13 protein-coding genes are annotated in these 19,156 nt (G+C 43.8%); 10 read left to right on the top strand and 3 right to left on the bottom strand.

Translation table 11 applies throughout. The features are described from left to right. The first annotated feature begins 47 nt into the window (after positions 1-47). Positions 48-1,403 carry a trigger factor gene (tig, locus tag Q5866_RS07115; RefSeq protein WP_099293938.1) on the top strand — a complete coding sequence of 452 codons (1,356 nt, stop codon included), beginning with the start codon at positions 48-50 and terminating at the stop codon, positions 1,401-1,403. Positions 1,404-1,670: 267 nt separating this feature from the next. Here tig and Q5866_RS07110 read toward each other — a convergent pair whose 3' ends face one another. Continuing rightward, positions 1,671-2,624 carry a DMT family transporter gene (locus Q5866_RS07110; RefSeq protein ID WP_227216692.1) on the bottom strand — a complete coding sequence of 318 codons (954 nt, stop codon included), beginning with the start codon at positions 2,622-2,624 and terminating at the stop codon, positions 1,671-1,673. Positions 2,625-2,743: 119 nt separating this feature from the next. Beyond that, entirely contained in the window at positions 2,744-3,430 is a 687-nt protein-coding gene (locus tag Q5866_RS07105; protein WP_186978477.1) for a tol-pal system YbgF family protein, read from the bottom strand. Between the two features lie 217 nt (positions 3,431-3,647). On the opposite strand from Q5866_RS07105, the gene Q5866_RS07100 reads away from it, so the two are divergent. The 4 genes from Q5866_RS07100 (at position 3,648) to Q5866_RS07085 (ending at position 7,685) form a co-directional block, all read left to right on the top strand. Beyond that, positions 3,648-4,754 (top strand): DNA replication/repair protein RecF, encoded by a 1,107-nt coding sequence (locus Q5866_RS07100; protein ID WP_186978476.1) that lies wholly within the window; start codon positions 3,648-3,650, stop codon positions 4,752-4,754. Positions 4,755-4,817: 63 nt separating this feature from the next. Further along, entirely contained in the window at positions 4,818-5,108 is a 291-nt protein-coding gene (locus Q5866_RS07095) for a DUF721 domain-containing protein (RefSeq protein ID WP_255302090.1), read from the top strand. A 25-nt stretch (positions 5,109-5,133) separates the two neighbouring features. Next, positions 5,134-6,930: a lysophospholipid acyltransferase family protein gene (locus Q5866_RS07090; protein WP_292265871.1), complete on the top strand. Its 1,797-nt coding sequence runs from the start codon at positions 5,134-5,136 to the stop codon at positions 6,928-6,930. A 95-nt stretch (positions 6,931-7,025) separates the two neighbouring features. After that, positions 7,026-7,685 (top strand): LysE family translocator, encoded by a 660-nt coding sequence (locus tag Q5866_RS07085; RefSeq protein WP_099293932.1) that lies wholly within the window; start codon positions 7,026-7,028, stop codon positions 7,683-7,685. Positions 7,686-7,847: 162 nt separating this feature from the next. Here the strand turns inward: Q5866_RS07085 and hydE are convergent, their stop codons facing one another. Then, positions 7,848-8,909, bottom strand: coding sequence for a [FeFe] hydrogenase H-cluster radical SAM maturase HydE (gene hydE, locus Q5866_RS07080; protein WP_292265875.1), 1,062 nt, complete (start codon positions 8,907-8,909; stop codon positions 7,848-7,850). 200 nt (positions 8,910-9,109) lie between these two features. On the opposite strand from hydE, the gene Q5866_RS07075 reads away from it, so the two are divergent. The 5 genes from Q5866_RS07075 (at position 9,110) to Q5866_RS07055 (ending at position 19,149) form a co-directional block, all read left to right on the top strand. Next, a complete protein-coding gene (locus tag Q5866_RS07075; RefSeq protein ID WP_292265877.1) occupies positions 9,110-11,842 on the top strand; it encodes a WD40 repeat domain-containing protein in 2,733 nt (910 codons plus the stop codon). 42 nt (positions 11,843-11,884) lie between these two features. After that, positions 11,885-12,418: an RNA polymerase sigma factor gene (locus Q5866_RS07070; RefSeq protein ID WP_292265880.1), complete on the top strand. Its 534-nt coding sequence runs from the start codon at positions 11,885-11,887 to the stop codon at positions 12,416-12,418. A gap of 66 nt (positions 12,419-12,484) precedes the next feature. Continuing rightward, on the top strand, positions 12,485-13,651 hold the full coding sequence (locus tag Q5866_RS07065) for a FecR family protein (protein ID WP_292265882.1): 1,167 nt from the start codon (positions 12,485-12,487) through the stop codon (positions 13,649-13,651). 139 nt (positions 13,652-13,790) lie between these two features. Then, entirely contained in the window at positions 13,791-17,201 is a 3,411-nt protein-coding gene (locus Q5866_RS07060) for a TonB-dependent receptor (RefSeq protein WP_292265885.1), read from the top strand. Positions 17,202-17,220: 19 nt separating this feature from the next. Beyond that, positions 17,221-19,149, top strand: coding sequence for a RagB/SusD family nutrient uptake outer membrane protein (locus Q5866_RS07055; RefSeq protein WP_227216684.1), 1,929 nt, complete (start codon positions 17,221-17,223; stop codon positions 19,147-19,149). Positions 19,150-19,156: the final 7 nt, after the last annotated feature.

Genomic DNA, 19,156 nt, shown 5'->3' with positions numbered 1-19,156 from the left:
TTTTGTTTTGTTTGTTTTATCATAAATAGTTTTATACATAGAGAAGTATGAATGTAACGAAAAACCAAATCGATGATCTTAATGCAACAATTAAGATTCAATTGGATAAGGATGATTACGCAACTCGCGTGAGCGACGCGTTGAAAGAATACCAGAAAAAAGCGGTGATCGACGGTTTTCGCAAGGGAAAAACTCCTTTCGGGATTATCAAAAAAATGTATGGTAAAGCCGTTTTGATTGAGGAAATCAACAAGTTGATAGGAGAGAGTCTGTCTAATTTTATCCAAGAGAACGATTTGCACATCTTGGGAGAGCCGCTTCCGAGCGAAACGGATCAGAAAGAATTGAATCTGGATGCTGAAAGTTTCGAGTTCGTATACGATATAGCTATGGCTCCCGTGATGAACGTGAAGTTGAGCAAACGGGAGAAAGTTCCTTATTACATCATCAAGGTGGACGAGGAAATGATAGACAAACAAGTTGAAAGTATCTGCAAGAACAACGGCGAATTGAGTCCCGTGGACGTGATCGAGGGATCGGAATACGTGAAGGGTGAATTGATCGAGTTGGGCGAAGACGGAAAACCGAAAGAAGGCGGAATCCGCGTGGAAGATGCTTCATTGTCTTTGGCTCACATGAAAGATGAAGAGCAAGTAAAACTTTTCGAGGGTAAGAAAGCAGGAAATGAAGTGGTATTCAATCCTTCCAAGGCTTATCCCAACAAAACGGATTACGCTGCTTTGTTACAAGTGAATAAAGAAGAGGCCGAACATATTACTTCTGATTTCTGCTTTATCATTAGCGAGGTTAAACGTTATATCGATGCGGAAGTAAATCAGGCTTTATTCGATAAAGTATATGGTGAAGGCAACGTGAAGAGCGTTGAGGAATTCCGTGCACGCGTGAAAGAAGATTTGGCTAAACAATTCAAAGCTCATAGCGAATATCGTTTGACGGTGGACGCTCGCGACAAGATGTTGAAGAAGAACGAGGACGTTGTTCTTCCTGAAGCATTCTTGAAACGTTGGATGTTAGCTACCAATGAAAATATGACTCCCGAAGCGGTCGAGCAGGATTTCAACGCTTACCGTGACGAGTTCAAATGGCAGTTGATCAAAGGCGACATGATCAAGGATAACAACCTTCGGGTAGAAGACGAGGATATGAAAGCTGTCGGTCGTGAAGTTGCTGCCGCTCAATTGCAACAATACGGGTTGTACGGTTTGTCTGACGAGCAATTGGACGGTTTTGCCGCTCGTTTGTTGGAGAACGAAAAACAACGTTCCAGCTTGTATGACCGTGCCTTGGAAAACAAGATTTTCGACACGATTAAAGAGAGCGTGAAATTGGAAGAACAAGAAATCTCTATGGATGATTTCGGTAAATTGTTCGAGAAGAAATAGATTTAATCTTTTCCGATATAAAACCCCGTCTGAGAAGGCGGGGTTTGTTTTTACCGGGCGATAAATGGAAAATATCGGTCACGTGAAAATCCACAAATCAAGCCAGAACATCCCACCACACGAAGTCCTTTTTCTACCGAAATCGACTCCTTCTCTCGATATTCAATCGTTGTTGAACTGTTGTTAGCACGTTTCGAAATGTCTGAACCCCGAATAAACAACAAACGAATGACAATATCAGCACCCGGGTGCTTCGTGTTCGTGTCGCTACTTGTACGAATTGCGTGAAGGAATATTCCTCTTGAGCGGAAGTTTGGGGAACAGTTTCCTGAAACGAACCAGATAAGTGGTTACGTTACTTCCGGCAATGATTAATGTTACAGCCAAAATGATCATTAATATACCGCAACTTAATCTCAGTGTCAGAGATTCCCCGAAAACGGTGACGCCGAAGAAGACTGCCGTCAGGGGTTCCAGAGCCCCAAGGATGGCGGTCGGGGTGGAACCGATGTATTGGATTGCCTGCGTGGTACAGAGGAACGATATAGCGGTGGGAAAAATGGCTAACGCGACCAAATTACCCCACAGGTACCATGTGTCGACAACATGAAGGCTTTGCCCGAAATCTACGCGGACGAAGAATAGCGAAAGCCCGAAAAGCAATACATAGAAAGTCAGTTTAAGGGTTGCTATGTCCTTTAGTTTCGGTCGGTTCACGCTTACGATATAAATAGCATAGGAGAGAGCCGATACCATAACCAACATGATGCCCGTCAGGTTGAGGGGGGTACCGTCGCCCCCTTTGTAAAGCAAGCCGATACCGCCCAATGCCAGCATGATACATAGGATTGTCTGTATGGTTAATTTCTCTTTGAAGAGAATAGCCATGATCAGCGCGACCATGATCGGGTAGACAAACAATAATGTCGATGCGATACCCGCTTCCATGTAGTTATAACTTTGAAACAGGGTAAGCGAGGATAGAGCCACCAGCAGTCCCATGATAATCAACGGTAATATCTCTTGCTTTTTCAGTTTGAAACTTCGTCCTCTCGCTTTGAGCATGATACCTAGCACGGGAATCGCGAACAGGTATCTGAAAAAGAGTACCGAATCCGGGTTCATGCCCGCCTCGTACAAAGGTAGTGCGAACAAGGGATTCATACCATAAGTCGCCGCGGCAACTGCGCCTAAAACATATCCTTTAGCCTTTACATTCATAACATCGGAATTAGGCGACAAAATTACTATTTTCTATTCGTGTTGATATCCTTTTTTTGAAATAAAAAAGGCATGCATCGAATGCACGCCTTCTAAATAAGCATTATTGAATGTGAGAGTTATTTCATGTTTAATTGAGCGCGGGTGATGTACTTCTCGATCTCTCTGGCTTCCATGGATGCCGGGTATTCTTTCTCCAGTTTCTCGTACATCGCTAATGCGTTCTTGTAGTCTTTTGCTTTTTCGTATGCCAGTCCGGCTTTCATCAAGATAGAAGGGGTGGTCAACAGATTCGTGTTGTCACTACTTGCTTTCTGGTAGTATCCGGCAGCTTTCTTGTATTCGCCCAATTGCATGTAGGCATCCCCGATATTGGCCTTTGCCAAAGTGGAGAATATCATGTCATCGGTCGAAAATTTCTCGAGGTATTTAATGGCATTCTGGTTGTCACCCAAGTATAGATAGCATAGACCTGCATAATATTTAGCGAGGTTCCCGCTGGGAGTGGAACCGTAGTCCTCGATAATCTGCAAGAAACCGGGATTGTTGATGTTTCCGTTAAGGGCCAAATTGAAAGAATCTTTTTCAAATAAAGTTTCTGCCACGAACATTTGCTGAAGAGCCTCTTTTTCGAGGGGTTCCTTGTAGAATTTATGGTAGCCGAAAATAGCGGCAATAACGATAATAACAACAAGAAGACCTCTGACCAATAATTTTGAGTTTCTCTCGATAAATTGTTCTGTTGAGATCGTGGCTTCCTCAATCTGCTCGAAGCCGTCCGCACGTTTCTGGTTATTTTTTGACATTGTTATATGTTTTTATTATTTACTTTTTTATTCCTACGACGCATCCATCGTCAACGTGCAAAATTAGTTTTTTTTTTGATAACAGAAGGGGGACAGCGAAATTTTATGCAAAAAATTATACATTCGTCGGAATCTAAGCTTCTTTTACTTACTTTTGGTGATCGGTCGCGGGTAGACGTTTTATCTTGCGATTTATAACCAGTAACCATTTATTGGCATGATTTTAAAGGATTTGAATATTGTCAACTACAAGAATATCGCCGAGGCAAGTATCGCTTTTTGCCCGAGATTTAATTGTTTTATCGGGAATAACGGGGTGGGGAAAACGAATATACTGGACGCCGTGTATCATCTCTCCATGTGCAAGAGTTATTTCAATTTGCCCGACGCGCAAAGTATCCGGCATGGGGAGGCTTTTTTCGTGTTGGAAGGGATGTACGAGCGGGACGGGGAAGACATTGACGTGTATTGCGGGGTGAAGAAAGGGGTGAAGAAAGTATTCAAGAAAAATAAAAAGTCGTACGAACGGCTTTCGGATCATATCGGTTTATTGCCTCTGGTCATGATTTCCCCGGCAGACGTGATTCTGATAGACGGGGCCAGTGAAGAACGGCGTCGTTTTATCGACGGGGTGATCAGCCAGTGTGACAAAGAGTATCTACAAGTACTGATCCGGTATAATCGGGTGCTGGCGCAACGGAACAGTTTCTTGAAAGAATATGCCGGAATGCCGATAGATGCTGATATGTTATCCGTGTGGGATGAACAGTTGGCTGACAACGGTCGGGTGATTCTGGAACGGCGCCTTGCGTTTATCACGGAATTGGCGGAGGTCTTTCAAGTGTATTATGATCGGGTGGCGTTGGGAAGAGAAAAGGTAACCTTGGAGTACTCCACCACGATAAAAGAAAATGATTACCTGCAATCGTTGCGCGGTAGTTTCGATCGGGATAGAGTGTTGACTTACACGACGGTGGGGATTCACCGGGACGATATCACGCTGAGTATAGAAGGGTATCCCGTGAAGCGGTTGGGTTCGCAGGGGCAGAAAAAGAGTTTTCTCACGGCTTTGAAATTTGCCCAGTTCGCTTATCTGGCTCAACAGAAAGGGGTAAAGCCTTTGCTGTTGCTCGATGATATTTTTGACAAATTGGATGCTGACCGGGTGAGCCAGATTATTCGCATCGTGTCGGAAGAGAATTTCGGGCAAGTTTTTATCACCGACACGAACCGGGGGCATATTGATGAAATATTGCGATTGCACGCTATTGATTATAAAATCTTTAAAGTCGATCAAGGGGTTATCAGTGATTTTAAATTTTAGATTTATGATTTCAAATTGATTAGAAAGTAGTATTTTTGTAGAATAACCAATAAAATAAAGAACGTGAAGCAGGGAAAGACTTTGACAATGGATGAGTTGGTAGAAATGTACTTGGAAGAGATGGGATTATCCCGTCAGTTCAAGGAGAGAGAGGTTTGTCAGGTTTGGCCGGACGTCGTGGGGGGAATGATTGCTTCCCGGACGAAAAGTATACGGATTACAGACGGGAAGATTTTCGTGAGTTTCACTTCTTCCGTGGTGAAAAATGAAATACTGATGGTGAAGGAAGGGCTGATAAAAGCCTTGAACGACAGAATCGGTAGTGATATAGTGAAAGATATTATAGTGTTCTGAAAGGGACATTTAATGCAAAAGATAAATGAGATTAATTGACGCGAATGATTTATTGACAGCCCCGTGGGGTTTAGAGCGTTTCAGGGGAAGTTTGGTTTCCAAGTTGGTCATGTACCTGTTGCGGCTGAACAAGTTGGATAAGTTGAGCACGAAGGTGAACAGTGACGATCCCGAGCAGGTGATCGATAGTTTGATGGAGGCTCTGGGGGTAACTGTCGAGATAAACGAGGAAGACCTTGAAAAAATACCGAAGGAAGGGGCGTTTATCACGGTGTCCAATCATCCGTTCGGGGGATTGGACGGTATTATTTTGATTAAGTTATTGTGCAAGATTCGTCCGGACTATAAAGTAATGGCGAATTTCCTGCTGAAGAAGATTACCCCGATACAGGATTACGTGCTGGGACTGGAACCGGCTTCCCGTCGGAAAAACCCGAATACTCGGGTGATCAAGGAGGCCGTGCGTCACGTCATAGATGGTAAACCGTTGGGTATATTCCCGGCGGGGGAGGCTTCTACTTATCAAGTGGATTCGAATCATGTTGAGGATAAGGAGTGGGATACTTCCGTGTTGAAATTGGTCAAGATGGCGAGAGTCCCGGTCATTCCCATTTATTTCAAGGGCTCGAACAGTTTGTTATTTTACCTGTTGGGACTGATTCACCCGATGTTGAGGAATATGAAGTTGCCTTCAGAATTATTGAATAAGAAGAATCGGGTGGTGAAATTGCGAATCGGGAACCCTATCGGTTTGGATTCGCAGGATTCATTCCATGATTTATCCCAGTACGGGAAATTTTTACGTGCCAAGACCTATTTACTTGGCTCGGCACTAGAGGTAAAGAAGTTTTTCATTAAATCACAAAAAGCTATGCCTAAAGCGGAACCTATCGCGGCGGAAACGGATAGTGCGGTGTTGAAGAAGGAGATCGCGGGCATCGCCGACGATTACTTGTTATTTAACATGAAGAACTACGATATTTATTGCTCCCCGTCCGTGAAAATCCCGAACGTGTTGAACGAGATCGGGCGTTTGCGGGAACTTACGTTCCGTGCTGTCGGCGAGGGTACAAATCGTAGTATTGATTTGGACGAGTTTGACTTGTATTATTATCATCTTTTTATCTGGGACAAGGAAGAGGAGAAGATTGTGGGTGCTTACCGCGTGGGAAAAGGGAAAGAAATTATCGACCGCTACGGGATAAAAGGATTTTATATTCATACCTTGTTCAAGATGCGGAAGGAGATGTTGCCGGTATTGTACGAGTCCATTGAATTAGGACGTTCTTTTATCACGGAGGAATATCAACGGAAGCCTCTTCCCTTGTTTATGCTGTGGAAGGGTATTCTTTATTTCTTGTTGAAGAATCCGGAGTACCGTTATTTGATAGGTCCCGTCACGATTAGCGGGAAATACACGGAAGCCTCGAAGGAGTTGATAATGAAATTTATTCAAGCGAACCATTATAGCCACGAGTTAGCGAAATACGTGGTACCGCGTTCAAAATATCAAGTACATTCGGAGGAACCCGGGGTACAGGTCATGTTGGATGCGGCACGGCAGGATATTGGCGTGTTGGACAAGATGATCGGTGATATAGAGCCGTCGAGTGATAAATTACCGGTATTATTGAAAAAATATATTTCTCTGAATGCTAGAATTATCGGTTTTAATATTGATCCGAAATTTAATATGTGTTTGGACGGTTTACTTATTTTAGATATTTTTGACGTGCCGATGAAGACGATCGAGTCGCTGTCGAAGGAGATTAACGACGATACGATATTGAGCAGGTTCTCGTCGGATAACGTGGAATTATAAAATTGATAGATTCTGTGATTGCCGATTTGATGATTCAGTGATTGAAAATCACTAAATCTAAAATCTAAAATCCTTAAATCTAAAATTAGAATGGGATGTACGATATATTGTATCTATTCAAGGGAATGCTGGTGGGACTGATGGTATCTATTCCTTTAGGACCCATGGGGGTGTTGATTATCCAGAAGACGCTGCATAAAGGTGCGTTATCGGGTTTTATCGCCGGGATGGGTGCGGCTTCGGCTGACCTTTTCTACGCTGCCGTGGCGGCATTCGGGTTGGGATTCGTGATTAATATCGTACAGGCTCATGAGTTGTTACTACAAATTATTGGAGGGATATTCCTGATCGTGATAGGATTGAAGATTTATTTCGACAACCCGATACGGCAGATTCGCCAGCGTCGTCAGGGACGGGTGAGCAAAACCGGACTTTTGGGTGATTATCTCTCGCTTTTCTTTCTGACGGTTTCCAATCCCATTACGGTGGTGGTGTTCATGGCGGTTTTTGCCGGGATGTCGGTGTTCGGGGAATCGTCTTCTTTGCTGGGTGAGGTGTTGGTGGTCGCCGGCGTGTTGTTGGGTGGTGGCGTATGGTGGTACACGCTTTCCACGCTGGTGAATATTTTCCGGAAGAAATTCCGTTTGCGCGTACTTATCACTATCAACCGGGTATCCGGGATGATAATTACTATATTGGGGGCTTTGGTTATTCTTTCTGCTTTTGCCCCGTTCAAGAATTTAGTGATTCAGTGATTGCTGATTTATCCTTGCTTGACTGTTAGTTAATGGGTGGGTAACCTTTGCTTAACCTCATGGACGTATCATAGACGTACCATGAACGTAGCATCAACGTAAATTTACGTTGATGCTACGTTCGTGATTGGATAGTGTTTGGTGTTTATGGTTAGGGAAGGGTTAAGCGAGGGGTGGGGACGTGGAGTGTTTCGATTGAAAATGTCGCGAGTCGCCCCATGCGCCATAGGCTACTTCACAGCCGCTTTTAAGGATGCTTTCTTCCAGTTTGCGCATGGATTCTGCCGCTCCTTCATGGGTTCCCGGTTTGTTCTCGTAGAGTTTATAAAGGGTTCGGTTTGTCGTGGGGGTAATATTGGGCATGACAACGTTAGCTCCTATTTCCAGCGCTTTTTCCCGACCGTCCGCTTGTATGGCTTGCAAGGCGGTGGTTGCCGCGATGTTGATGTCCGGCATGAGTAAGCGGAGGGCTGCCACCATGTGGATAGACAGACGTAGGCGTTCTTCCAAGGGAAGTAACAAGTGACGGTATTGATATAACGGGGTGGCGTGGTGTTCCAGATAGGGACCCATGCCCACCATGTCGATATCCATGGATTGTAGAAACAATAAATCATTTGCCAGATCGGTGATGGTCTGAAAGGGAAGGCCAATCATGACTCCGGTTCCCGTTTGATAACCTGTTCGCTGTAACCTTTCCAAGCATTTTAAACGAGTGGCGTGGGAATGTAGCGCGTTGTTCGGGTGGATTTTCGCGTAAAGTTCCGGGTTAGAAGTTTCGATACGTAGCAGGTAACGGTGTGCGCCCGCGTCAAACCAACGCTTGTACGTGTCTTCCGTTTGTTCCCCGAGGGAGAGCGTGATTCCCAGTTCGTTATTACTGTTTTTTTTGATTTCTTTTAATAAACGGGTGATGCGCTCCGTGAATTCCCGGTCGGAACGCTCCCCACCTTGAAGCACGATAGAACCGAACCGGTGCGTGTACGCGAAATCTGCTGCCTCGAGGATTTCCTCGTCCGATAAAGCATAACGTGCCGTTTCCGTGTTTGATTTCCGGATACCGCAATAGAAACAGTCCTTGGTGCAGATGTTGGATATCTCGATTAACCCCCTCAAGTACACCTTGTTCCCGATGGTTTGATTTTTTATTTCTTTTGCTTCCGCGTAGAGCCGTTCTTCATCTCCTCCCCGGCAAATCAACATCTTTTCCAGTTTCTCTATCATGTGTGAGTTTATAAAGTTTATAAGGTTCGTAAAGTTTATAAGGTATTTTACAAACTTTATGACTGGAAAGGCTTAGCCTTTTCTAAGAACAAATTTAGTAAAATCAACTCTTTTTCCTACTTTTGTAAAAAGGAAAATTAAGGCGATAAGGAACTTTATAAACTTTATGAACCTTATAAACTTTATAAACTGCTTTGACTATGGTGAAAAGAATTGCGTTAATCATATTGGGTGTTGTTCTCTTGGGGGGAATCTTGGTTGCGTTATGGTGGGTGAACGAGCGGGAGCGGGATGCTGATGTCCCGAAAGAGTCGTTTATCCCTTATAATTCTGCCGTGGTGGTTAATGTAAATTCCAACGCGAAGCTGTCACCTAAAATCGAGAAAGCTTTCGAGAAAGAGATAGAGGCATACAAGTCCGGTTTGGCGCACCGGGTGGTGGACACTTTGTTGAAGCAACGTTTGGTTGATTCTGTTTCACACGTGCTGGCGTTTCGGGTAGAGGGGAAACAGGCTGTTCGTGGTCTGTACGTGTTGAGCAGGAGCGGGATGTTTGCTCGCGGAGAGGTAAATAATTTGTTGTCGAAGATGTTTTCGACGGGGGAAATACAGGAACGGAAATACGATAACCGGTATTTGTACTCCGTGAGGCGGGGAAAAGAGAGCGTGTGTTATGCCGTGATTGGCGGTATGGTGCTCGTGTCGGATTCCGAGTTGTACGTGGAGGACGCTGTCAAACAATTGAATGACAAGAGCGAGGGTAAGAAAGATGATGCGCCCCGTTACGCGAACGTGAACCGTTATTTTTCAGCGGGGGCGGGATTGAACGTGTTTTTGAATACGACCTGTTTCACGGATGTATTACCGCTGTTGTTGCAGAAAGATTTTATATCCAAGCAGACCGATATATCCAAATGGTTTCAATGGGGAGCTTTGGACGGGGATGTCAGTGCTGATGGAATCAGTTTTAACGGGTTCATGCATTGCGACGGTTTGCGAGCCTCTTATCCGGCCGTGTTGAAAGGTCAGACACCTAAGACATCGCGTTTGGACGGGGTGTTGCCTGTCGATGCGAAAAGCGTGAGTTTCTTGACGTTGAGTGACGTGAAGCTGTATTTGGATGCTTTGGATACCTATCGTTACGGGGCGGGTAAAGCGGAGAGGGTGCGGAAGCGGAAGCAGGAATTTGCCCGTCTGTTCGGGGAGAAGAGCGAGGCGGAATGGCAAAATTTGTTGAAAGGAGAATGGGGAAAAGGGGTGCTTGCCTATGACGCGTCCCGGAAAAAAGATGACGGGGTAATTGTCGTGCACGTGAAAGCGGGAAGCCTCGCGAAAGAGTTGCTCGACAGGATGCTGAAATCGTACGCGGCAAAAACGGGAGTTGGTGACGGTTCTTTGAAATGTACTTTTCAACTGGATAAAGATAAAACGGTCGGTTATTTCAAAATGCCCGTGCCGGACTTTGCCGGGGTGATGTGGGGCTATATGTTTGACGATATCGCGACGAATTACGTGCTGGTGGAAGATAATTATGTCGTTTTTGCTTCTTCCGAGCGGGCGATACAATCTTTTGCCAAAGATTATATGCGTCGGTTGAGCGTGCGGGATCAAGAATGGTACAAGAAATTGCGAGGTAAGTTGTCGGCGAAGTTCAATTGGATGTATTTGTCGGAGATGACTTCCATGCTGCCTTACTACGAGAATATAACGAAAGGGGCGTTGCATGCTCTGTTGGAACGGAATAAAGAGAATATGGAGGTATTTTCCTCTTTAGCGTTACAGTGGGTATGCGAGGGCAGTATGTTCTATCACACTTTATTCTTGAGCACGGAAGAGGTGGAGCAAAAGCAGGCTCAAGTAATGTGGCAGACCAAACTGGATAGCAAGCTCACGATGAAGCCCGCTATCGTGACAAATCATAACACGAGAGAACGGGAACTTTTCGTGCAGGACGAGAGCAATACGATTTATTTGATCAATGACGTGGGGCGTATTCTTTGGAAGTTGCCGATAGAGGGGAAGATTAACAGTGAAATTTATCAAGTGGATATGTTCAAGAACGGGAAGTTACAATATCTTTTCTCCACGCCGACTCATCTTTATTTGATAGACCGGAACGGGAATTATTTGCCCCGTTATCCGTTGGCGTTCAAATCTCCTTGCGAGCGGGGTATTTCGATAGCCGATTACGAGAATAACAAGAATTACCGGATTTTTGCCCCGGGTGCGGATCATAATATTTATCTCTACGAGTTGTCGGGTAATTTCGTGAAGGGATGGGATACGCCGAAAAGTGATAATGATATTGTATCGAAGATTTATCATTTTCGGGTAGAGGGAAAAGACTATATCGTGTTTGCCGATCGTTATCGTTTGTATATCCTTGACCGACGCGGAAAAGAGCGGGTGAAGATATCCACCTTGTTGAATTTACCGACGAACACGATGCTCTACTTGACCAAGCAGGGAGGAAATTCCCGGATTGCTTTCCCGGACGCGAACGGAGAGATTTTGTTGGTCGATCTCCGGGGAAACCTGCAACGGGTGAAGGGTGAAAAGATGACCGGCGGTGGCTGGCTGAACGTGGAAGACGTGAATAGTGACGGACGGGACGAGTTCGTGTACACGTCGGGAAATACTTTGCGGGTATATGACGGTCAAGGGAAGTTGCTGACAGAACGCCAATGGGATAATGCCGCGTTGGGCTACCCGTACACCTATCGTTTCTCTGCCAGAGATGCACGAATCGGTCTATTGGATGAGCGAGGGGAACGTTTATTCCTGCTCGATATGAAAGATATGTCGAAAGGATTCCCTATTCGCGGAAATTCACCTTTTTCGATCGCTTTCTTCGATCAGGGAAATGCTTCCGGGTTCTACTTGTTTGCCGGGAGTGACGGAAATCATATTATAAAATATAGGGTGCAACGATAAAAGTTATATATTTGTCCAAGTTTTACGAAAGTCGGTGATGTTATGAGTAGTGGTAATAATTTTGATACTTTTTTCAAATCTTTTTTCAATCCGGTTTGTTTGTTTATCGAACGGGTAATGGGAGAGGAAGAAGGAGTTACCGACTTGGCTCAAGACGTTTTTTTGAAGGTGTTCGAACGATGGGAAGAATTTGACTCGGAGGAGAACGCGAAAGCTTTTTTATTTGTTTCTGCCCGTAATATTTGTTTCGATCGGTTGAGGCGAAAACAAGCGGAGAGTAATTATGTTTCCCGTTATTTGCAAGAAAATGAATTTAAGACTTCTACCTTTTTGCAAGAGGTGATGCGTCAGGAAACTTTTCGTATTCTTTATTCAGCTATCGATAGTTTGCCGGAACAAACCCGGCAGGTGATTTTATTGGGGATGGACGGGAATTCCAATCAAGAGGTGGGGAAATTGCTCGGGGTGTCGATTAATACGGTTAAGACGTTGAAAAAGAATGGATATGCTGCACTTCGGGAAATATTATCTAAAGAATATTTAGTCTTGTTATTGATTTTGTTGGAAGAATTTTAAAAAAAATTACTTCTTCATTCACCCGTTTTTTGGGAGGTTACGTCTTTACTTGTAAAATAATAATGCATGAAGGAAGATTTAATAGATACGTTTAAAATTTCTCGTTTGGTTGCTGCGGATATAGCCGGATGTCTTGACGATACGGGACGTCGTGAATTGGATGCGTGGCTTCGAGAGTCTGATGAAAATCAGGCCGTTTATCGGGAGATAAGGGGGGATTTCGAGAAAGGAAAAAGGCAATGGCCTTATTCCGAGAGGCAGGTGGAGCAACAGTTGGCGATGTTTCATCGGTACAGGCGGAAGAAGAGTTCTCGTGGAATTGGTGTTTGGTGGCGATATGCGGCGGTGTTGGTATTGCTACTTGGCATAGCCGGAGTGATTCGTTGGCAAGCGGGTAGTAGAGAGAGGGAAAAAGAACTTGTTTCCATTCAAATGGCTCAAGGAAATGCCGTGTTGGTTTTATCAACGGGTGAGAGAATCGCGTTGGATGATACGTTGCGCTCGGTGAGAGGAGAGGCATCCGTGGATATTCGGGTTGCCGATCAAAAGGTTTCTTACCGGAAAGAGAATGAGTCTGCGCTTGAGCAAGTGTATAATACACTCGTAGTTCCTCGTGCCGGAGAGTTTAAAGTGGAGTTGGCTGATGGGACAAACGTGTGGTTGAATGCGCAAAGCGAGTTGCGCTATCCAGTGCAATTTTGTGGTAAACAGCGGGTTGTTTATCTGAAAGGTGAGGGGTATTTCGAGGTGGCTTCTGATCGGGAGAAGCCTTTTATAGTGAAGACTTTTTCGGATGTTGATATAAAAGTGTTGGGGACAAAATTCAATGTATCGTCTTACGAGAATGATGCCTACGTGACGACCACGTTGGCGGAGGGGAGCGTGGAAGTGGTTATGTCGGGTGAAAGCGTGCGGATTTCTCCCGACGAGCAGTTGGTGTTCAATAAAAATGATAATTCGTTCCGCCTTCGTGAAGTGGATGCATCTATTTATTCCGCGTGGAAGGATGGTCTTTTTATATTTGAAGATCAACGGTTAGAACAGATTATGGAGCGATTGAAACGTTGGTACGAGATGGATGTATTTTATTCCGGTGAAGAGGTGAAGAACTATCAATTCTCGGGTGATTTGAAAAAATATGACAGCTTCGAGAAGATTGTAAAGATGCTTGAAGAAGTGGCGGGTGTGAAAATAGATATTAAAGGTAAATGTGTAACAATCGGGGCTAAATAGAAAAACGGAAAGGCTCCTACCCCTTTCCGTTTCATGAACATTTAGTCCATAATTATAAATTCAGTATTACAAAACTATGAAAAAAAAGCGAATGTATGCATACCTTCGGGGAAGGTGCGTGTTAAAAATTTGTAAGATTATGAGATTTGGAATTTATTTGTTGTTGTTGACCACGTTTGTCGCGAATGCCAATGGTTTTTCCCAGAATACTAGGGTTACTTTGGATTTGAAACAGCGTTCGATGCTGGAAATTATTCAAGAGTTGCGCAAGACGTTTGATTATCGTTTTCTGTACAGGGGTGAGGATTTGGAAAAGTGTGGAAAACGGGATTTGAAAGTGAAAGATGCCGGGGTAGATGAGGTAATGAATCAGTTGTTGTATGGTACGGGTTTGACTTGGCGGTTAGAAGATGGTGTAGTATTAATAAAAGCATCGCAAGCAAAGGCTGTGGAACCGGAAAAGAAATCTATTCGTTTGAAAGGATTCGTGTACGACACGAAAAAGCAACCGATTCCGGGAGTGACGGTGAAGGTATCCGGAGTGGCCTTGGGAACGTCCACGAATGCAGACGGGTGGTTTGCCTTGGATTTACCCATGCTGAAAGGGACGTTGGAATTTTCTTTTATCGGTTTTAAAAGGGAAACGTTGGACTTTTTCGAGAGAACGGCAAAGGATACACTTCGTGTTACTATGAAAGAGGAGAGTCAGGAACTGGATGAGACTGTGGTCGTGGCGTTCGGTACGCAGAAAAAAGAGAGCGTGGTATCGGCTATCACGACGGTACGTCCGATGGATTTGAAATCCTCAAACAGTGACTTGACTTCAAGTTTTGCCGGTAAAATCGCCGGAATGATCGGTTGGCAAACGGGAGGTCTTCCAGCTGCCTTGACCGAGGAAGAGATGAATACAAAATTTTATATCCGTGGAATCACGTCATTTCAGACCGGGGCGAATATAGACCCGTTGATCCTGTTGGACGGAGTGGAATCTTCCAAGTTGGACTTGGCACGCATTGCCCCGGAGGATATTGAGTCTTTCAGCGTGATGAAAGATGCCTCAGCCACGGCTATGTATGGTGCCCGTGGAGCGAATGGTGTGATTTTAGTGACCACGAAGAAAGGACAGGAGGGAAGCGTGTATGCGAGTGTGCGTTATGAATCAATATTTTCGATGCCTACGAAAGAACTTGATGTCGTGGATCCCATTAATTACATGAAAATGTATAATCAGGCATTATTGTCACGTGATCCGTCAGCGACTCCTAAATATAGCGTGGAACGGATAAATCGTACAATTTCGGGTAAATATCCTTCTTGGGTGTATCCTGCTAATGATTGGTATAAGATGATGTTTAAGGATTATAATACAAATCACCATTTGGGTGTAAATATTCGTGGTGGTGGTAAAGTGATCCAATATTATGCTTCCGTGAATTACAATCGTGATATGGGTATGTTAAAAACAGATAAGTTAAATGATTTCGATTGTAATATCACGAATAACCAAACTTCGTTCCGTGTTAATTTGAATATAGATTTGAAGGCAGGTATCAAGTTGCTTGTGAATTCATCGACGACAATAGACAAATACCATGGACCGTTACAGAATGTTGCTCAGGCTTACCAATTGGCATTTAATGCTTCTCCTGTTGATTTTGCTCCTCTTTATCCGGGGGACGATACATATAATTGGCCACATCTTCGTTTTGGTTCTACATCATCGAATCAAATTAACCCTTATATGCTTTTACAGAAAGGATACTTGGAAAGAACTCGCTATTCGACGACCAATCGGGCTGAGTACATTCATAATCTTTCCACTTTAATTAAAGGTTTGGAGGTCCGTGCGAGCGTGTCGGTTGCACAGTCCGGTTATTATACTACCGGATATTCGACAGATCCGGCTCGGTATTCCTTGTTAGATTATGATTTTGAAACTGGTAAACATATATTGAATGCTATTTCAGCCGGTAACCGGACTTTGTCGTTAGACGATAAATCGACTAAGTCAACAACAGATACGCGGGTAACGTATGAGGCTCGTCTATTGCATACGGCGGCTTGGGATGAACATCAGACGTCTTTAACAGCGGTTTTTCAAGCCACGGAACATACCTATACTCCGATTGAGATGGCATTGGACGGAATGCCTCAACGAAATTTGACATTCTCTATGCGTGGAACTTATGGTTTTAAAGATCGTTATTTTATTGAAGGTAGTTTCGGTTATAACGGTTCCGAGCGTTTTGCCAAGCACAATAGGATGGGGTTCTTTCCTGCGGTAGGGATGGCTTGGGTGACCTCTAGTGAACCTTTCATGTCATCTGTTTCTTCCGTGATAGATTTTTTGAAATTTAGAGTATCTTACGGTAAAGTAGGTAATGATGGGATTATATCTTCTCCTCGTTTTGCTTATGCGCCGTCGTTTGGTGCTTCTTCCGGGTATTTTGATCCACAAGCAGGAAGTGGGGGACGGGCTGAGCTAATGCCGCAACAGGTTATCAATTACGGTAATGATAATATTAAATGGGAAATAGCCGAACAATTGAACTTTGGGTTGGAAACGAAATTTTTTAAAGGGCTCGTGGAATTGAACATTGATGCTTATCAAGAGATCCGGCATAACATTATTGGCTACCGTTCAAACATTCCCGCCAATACAGGTATTGCTTACGAGCAATTGGCAAATATCGGCAAGAGCCGTTCTCGGGGAATCGATTTTTCTGGTAAGATTCAGCACGCTTTTAACAAAGACTTATGGGTGATTTTGAATGGTACGTTTACTTACAATAAAGTGATTTACAGGGCAATCGAGGAAGCAACCGAAAAGCCAGATTGGCAACGAAAAGTAGGTAAGGAGATTTCTCAACCTATGGGGTATATCGCGGAAGGACTATTTCAAGATGAGGCTGAGATAAAGAACTCTCCGAAACAGAACGGGGATGTGATGCCTGGTGATATTCGCTATCGGGATATTAACGGGGATGGATATATTGATGTGAACGATGCCACGTTTATCGGTTTTCCGGAAACACCGGGAATCATATACGGGTTCCAGGGGTTCGTTAACTATAAAAATTTCGAGTTTAATTTTGCATTCCAAGGTGCGGGAAGACGTTCCTTTTTTATGGATCCGCGTAAATTATCTCCTTTTGTTGATGACCATGCCATGTTGACGGCTATTTATAAAGATCACTGGTCGGATGACAATATGGCGAAAAAACCTTTCTGGCCACGTTTGTCCACGTACAATCTGGTGGCTCATAATCCCGAGGAGGATTGGTACAATTCCAAGGCGGTGGAAACGCGCAAGAGTACTTATTTTATGCGTTCGTGTCATTTCTTGCGTTGTACGTCGCTGGAGTTGGCATACAACATGCCGCAAAATTTAATGAAACGTTGGAAGTTGCAGAATATGAAATTCTTTGTGCGTGCAAATAATCCTTTCCTGTTCTCGAATTTTAAAGTATGGGATGTAGAGTTGGGAGAAGACGGATTCAATTATCCGATTCAGAAGACTTATGCGTTAGGTTTAAATTTTAGTTTTTAAATTTTAATACGCAATCGCGATGAAATATATAAATATCATATTATTAGTGGCTCTTTTTTCTGCCTGTAATTATTTGGATGTTGTTCCTGAAAATGATATAGAAACAATTGAAACTAATTTTGAAAAAAGAGAGAGTGCTACCAAGTGGTTTAAATATTGCCACACGTTTTTGAATACTTATAGTTCTTCTGTTATTAATAATCCCGCGTATATGGGAACTGACGAGGTGGTTGCCGGAGATTTTATTCGAAGATATGGTTGGAATTATACCGGTTTGTTTATCGGTGATGGTTTGCAAATGGCGCAGAATCCGTATGGAGATATTTGGAGGAAAGATGCGGTTTATTGTGCTATTCGTTATTGTAACATTTTCTTGGAAAAAGTATGGGGGGTATACAATATGGAAGAACACGAGAAAATATTATGGTCGGCAGAGATTAAAGCGTTGAAAGCGCATTATTATTTCGAATTATTCCGGCGTTACGGTCCGATTATTCTTGTAGATGAAAATGTGGATGCTAATGCCGGTATTGAAGAAATGCAGCAATCTCGCCGTCCCGTGGATGAGGTCGTGGGAGAGATTGTACGTTTGTTGGATGAAGCGATGAAAGATTTGCCAGCAAGAAGTATGAAAGATTTTAGTCGTTGGTCTTATCATAGTTTGGAATCGGCTGCTACGTTGAAAGCGATGGCGTTGTTTTATGCTGCTTCTCCTTTGTTTAATGGTAACCCTGCTTACGTTAATTTCAAAAATAAAGATGGAGAACAATTATTTAACTCTACTTATGACCCGGAGAAGTGGAAAAGGGCTGCATTGGCAATCGATACGGCAATTATTATTTGTAATTCGGGGGGTAGACGTTTGTTACGCGGTGAAACCACTGATTTGAAAAATGTTATGGCGACTATCGAGGAGTCGACGATGGCTCAAGGTTTTCTTAATGATGAGGCTATATTTATGGTACAATATTCTTACCCGGGACGTCAGTTGCATTCTTGGACCGCATGGACAAGACCTCTTTTTTTGAGTGGAGCGCCGGATCATAATAGCGATTTGCTTGGAAGTGTTTCCCCAAGTATGAAGATGGTGGAAATGTATTACACGGAGAACGGATTACCCATCGAGGAAGATGTGACTTGGGATTATATGGGACGTTATCAATTAGGGAGTGAGACAGATAAGAAGTATCATGAGGTTGTGTCTTCGAATGAAGGGGTGTTGAATTTGCATCTTCGTCGTGAACCGCGTTTTTATGCCCACGTGGCTGCTGACCGATGTTATTTCCAACGTGGAACATCAATTTCGGCTGAAAATGATATCGTGCGAGCTTATCAAGGTGAGCGTTGGGGATCACCGTACACGACAATCATAAGTTCTGAGGCGCAGAATTTATCGGGATATTGGATGAAAAAAGGGTCGCGTTCGTCTATCAGTAATGTCGGTTACAAAAATGGAGGTTTCACGACAGAAGAGGCTTGCGTGCTTATACGTATGGCAGATCTTTATTTGATGCGAGCCGAGGCTTGGAATGAATATCTGGATAAGCCGGATGAGGAACATGTGTACGCCCCGTTAAATGAGGTGCGTACTAGGGCTAACGTGTTGCCAGTGGAAGAGGCTTGGAGGCAATATGCGCGTCACCCGGAAAAGGTAACAACAAAAATTGGTATGCGAGAAATTATTCGTCGGGAATGGGATATCGAATTTGCTTTTGAAGGACGGCGTTTTTGGAATTTACGACGTTGGTTGATCGCTGAAAAAGAGTTGAATGCTAAACTTTACGGTTGGAATATCACGGGTACAACGGCAAGACAATTTTATAATAACTTTGACGGTCCTGTTGTGGTGTGGGCGAAACGACAATTTATAGCTCCTCGTGATTATCTATTCCCAATCCGGAGCGAGGAGATTCTTATTTCGGGATGTGTGCAAAATCCCGGTTGGTAATTTATTA

This window comes from uncultured Butyricimonas sp. (assembly GCF_959596855.1).
Classification (GTDB): Bacteria; Bacteroidota; Bacteroidia; order Bacteroidales; family Marinifilaceae; genus Butyricimonas; species Butyricimonas muris.
This window is presented reverse-complemented; position numbering and strand designations above follow the sequence as displayed.

Bases quoted from the DNA above. Each gene is read 5' to 3' on its own strand.
- tig (WP_099293938.1), top strand. From the start codon at position 48: ATGAATGTAACGAAAAACCAAATCGATGATCTTAATGCAACAATTAAG.
- Q5866_RS07110 (WP_227216692.1), bottom strand. From the start codon at position 2,624: ATGAATGTAAAGGCTAAAGGATATGTTTTAGGCGCAGTTGCCGCGGCG.
- Q5866_RS07105 (WP_186978477.1), bottom strand. From the start codon at position 3,430: ATGTCAAAAAATAACCAGAAACGTGCGGACGGCTTCGAGCAGATTGAG.
- Q5866_RS07100 (WP_186978476.1), top strand. From the start codon at position 3,648: ATGATTTTAAAGGATTTGAATATTGTCAACTACAAGAATATCGCCGAG.
- Q5866_RS07090 (WP_292265871.1), top strand. From the start codon at position 5,134: ATGAGATTAATTGACGCGAATGATTTATTGACAGCCCCGTGGGGTTTA.
- Q5866_RS07085 (WP_099293932.1), top strand. From the start codon at position 7,026: ATGTACGATATATTGTATCTATTCAAGGGAATGCTGGTGGGACTGATG.
- hydE (WP_292265875.1), bottom strand. From the start codon at position 8,909: ATGATAGAGAAACTGGAAAAGATGTTGATTTGCCGGGGAGGAGATGAA.
- Q5866_RS07075 (WP_292265877.1), top strand. From the start codon at position 9,110: ATGGTGAAAAGAATTGCGTTAATCATATTGGGTGTTGTTCTCTTGGGG.
- Q5866_RS07070 (WP_292265880.1), top strand. From the start codon at position 11,885: ATGAGTAGTGGTAATAATTTTGATACTTTTTTCAAATCTTTTTTCAAT.
- Q5866_RS07065 (WP_292265882.1), top strand. From the start codon at position 12,485: ATGAAGGAAGATTTAATAGATACGTTTAAAATTTCTCGTTTGGTTGCT.
- Q5866_RS07060 (WP_292265885.1), top strand. From the start codon at position 13,791: ATGAGATTTGGAATTTATTTGTTGTTGTTGACCACGTTTGTCGCGAAT.
- Q5866_RS07055 (WP_227216684.1), top strand. From the start codon at position 17,221: ATGAAATATATAAATATCATATTATTAGTGGCTCTTTTTTCTGCCTGT.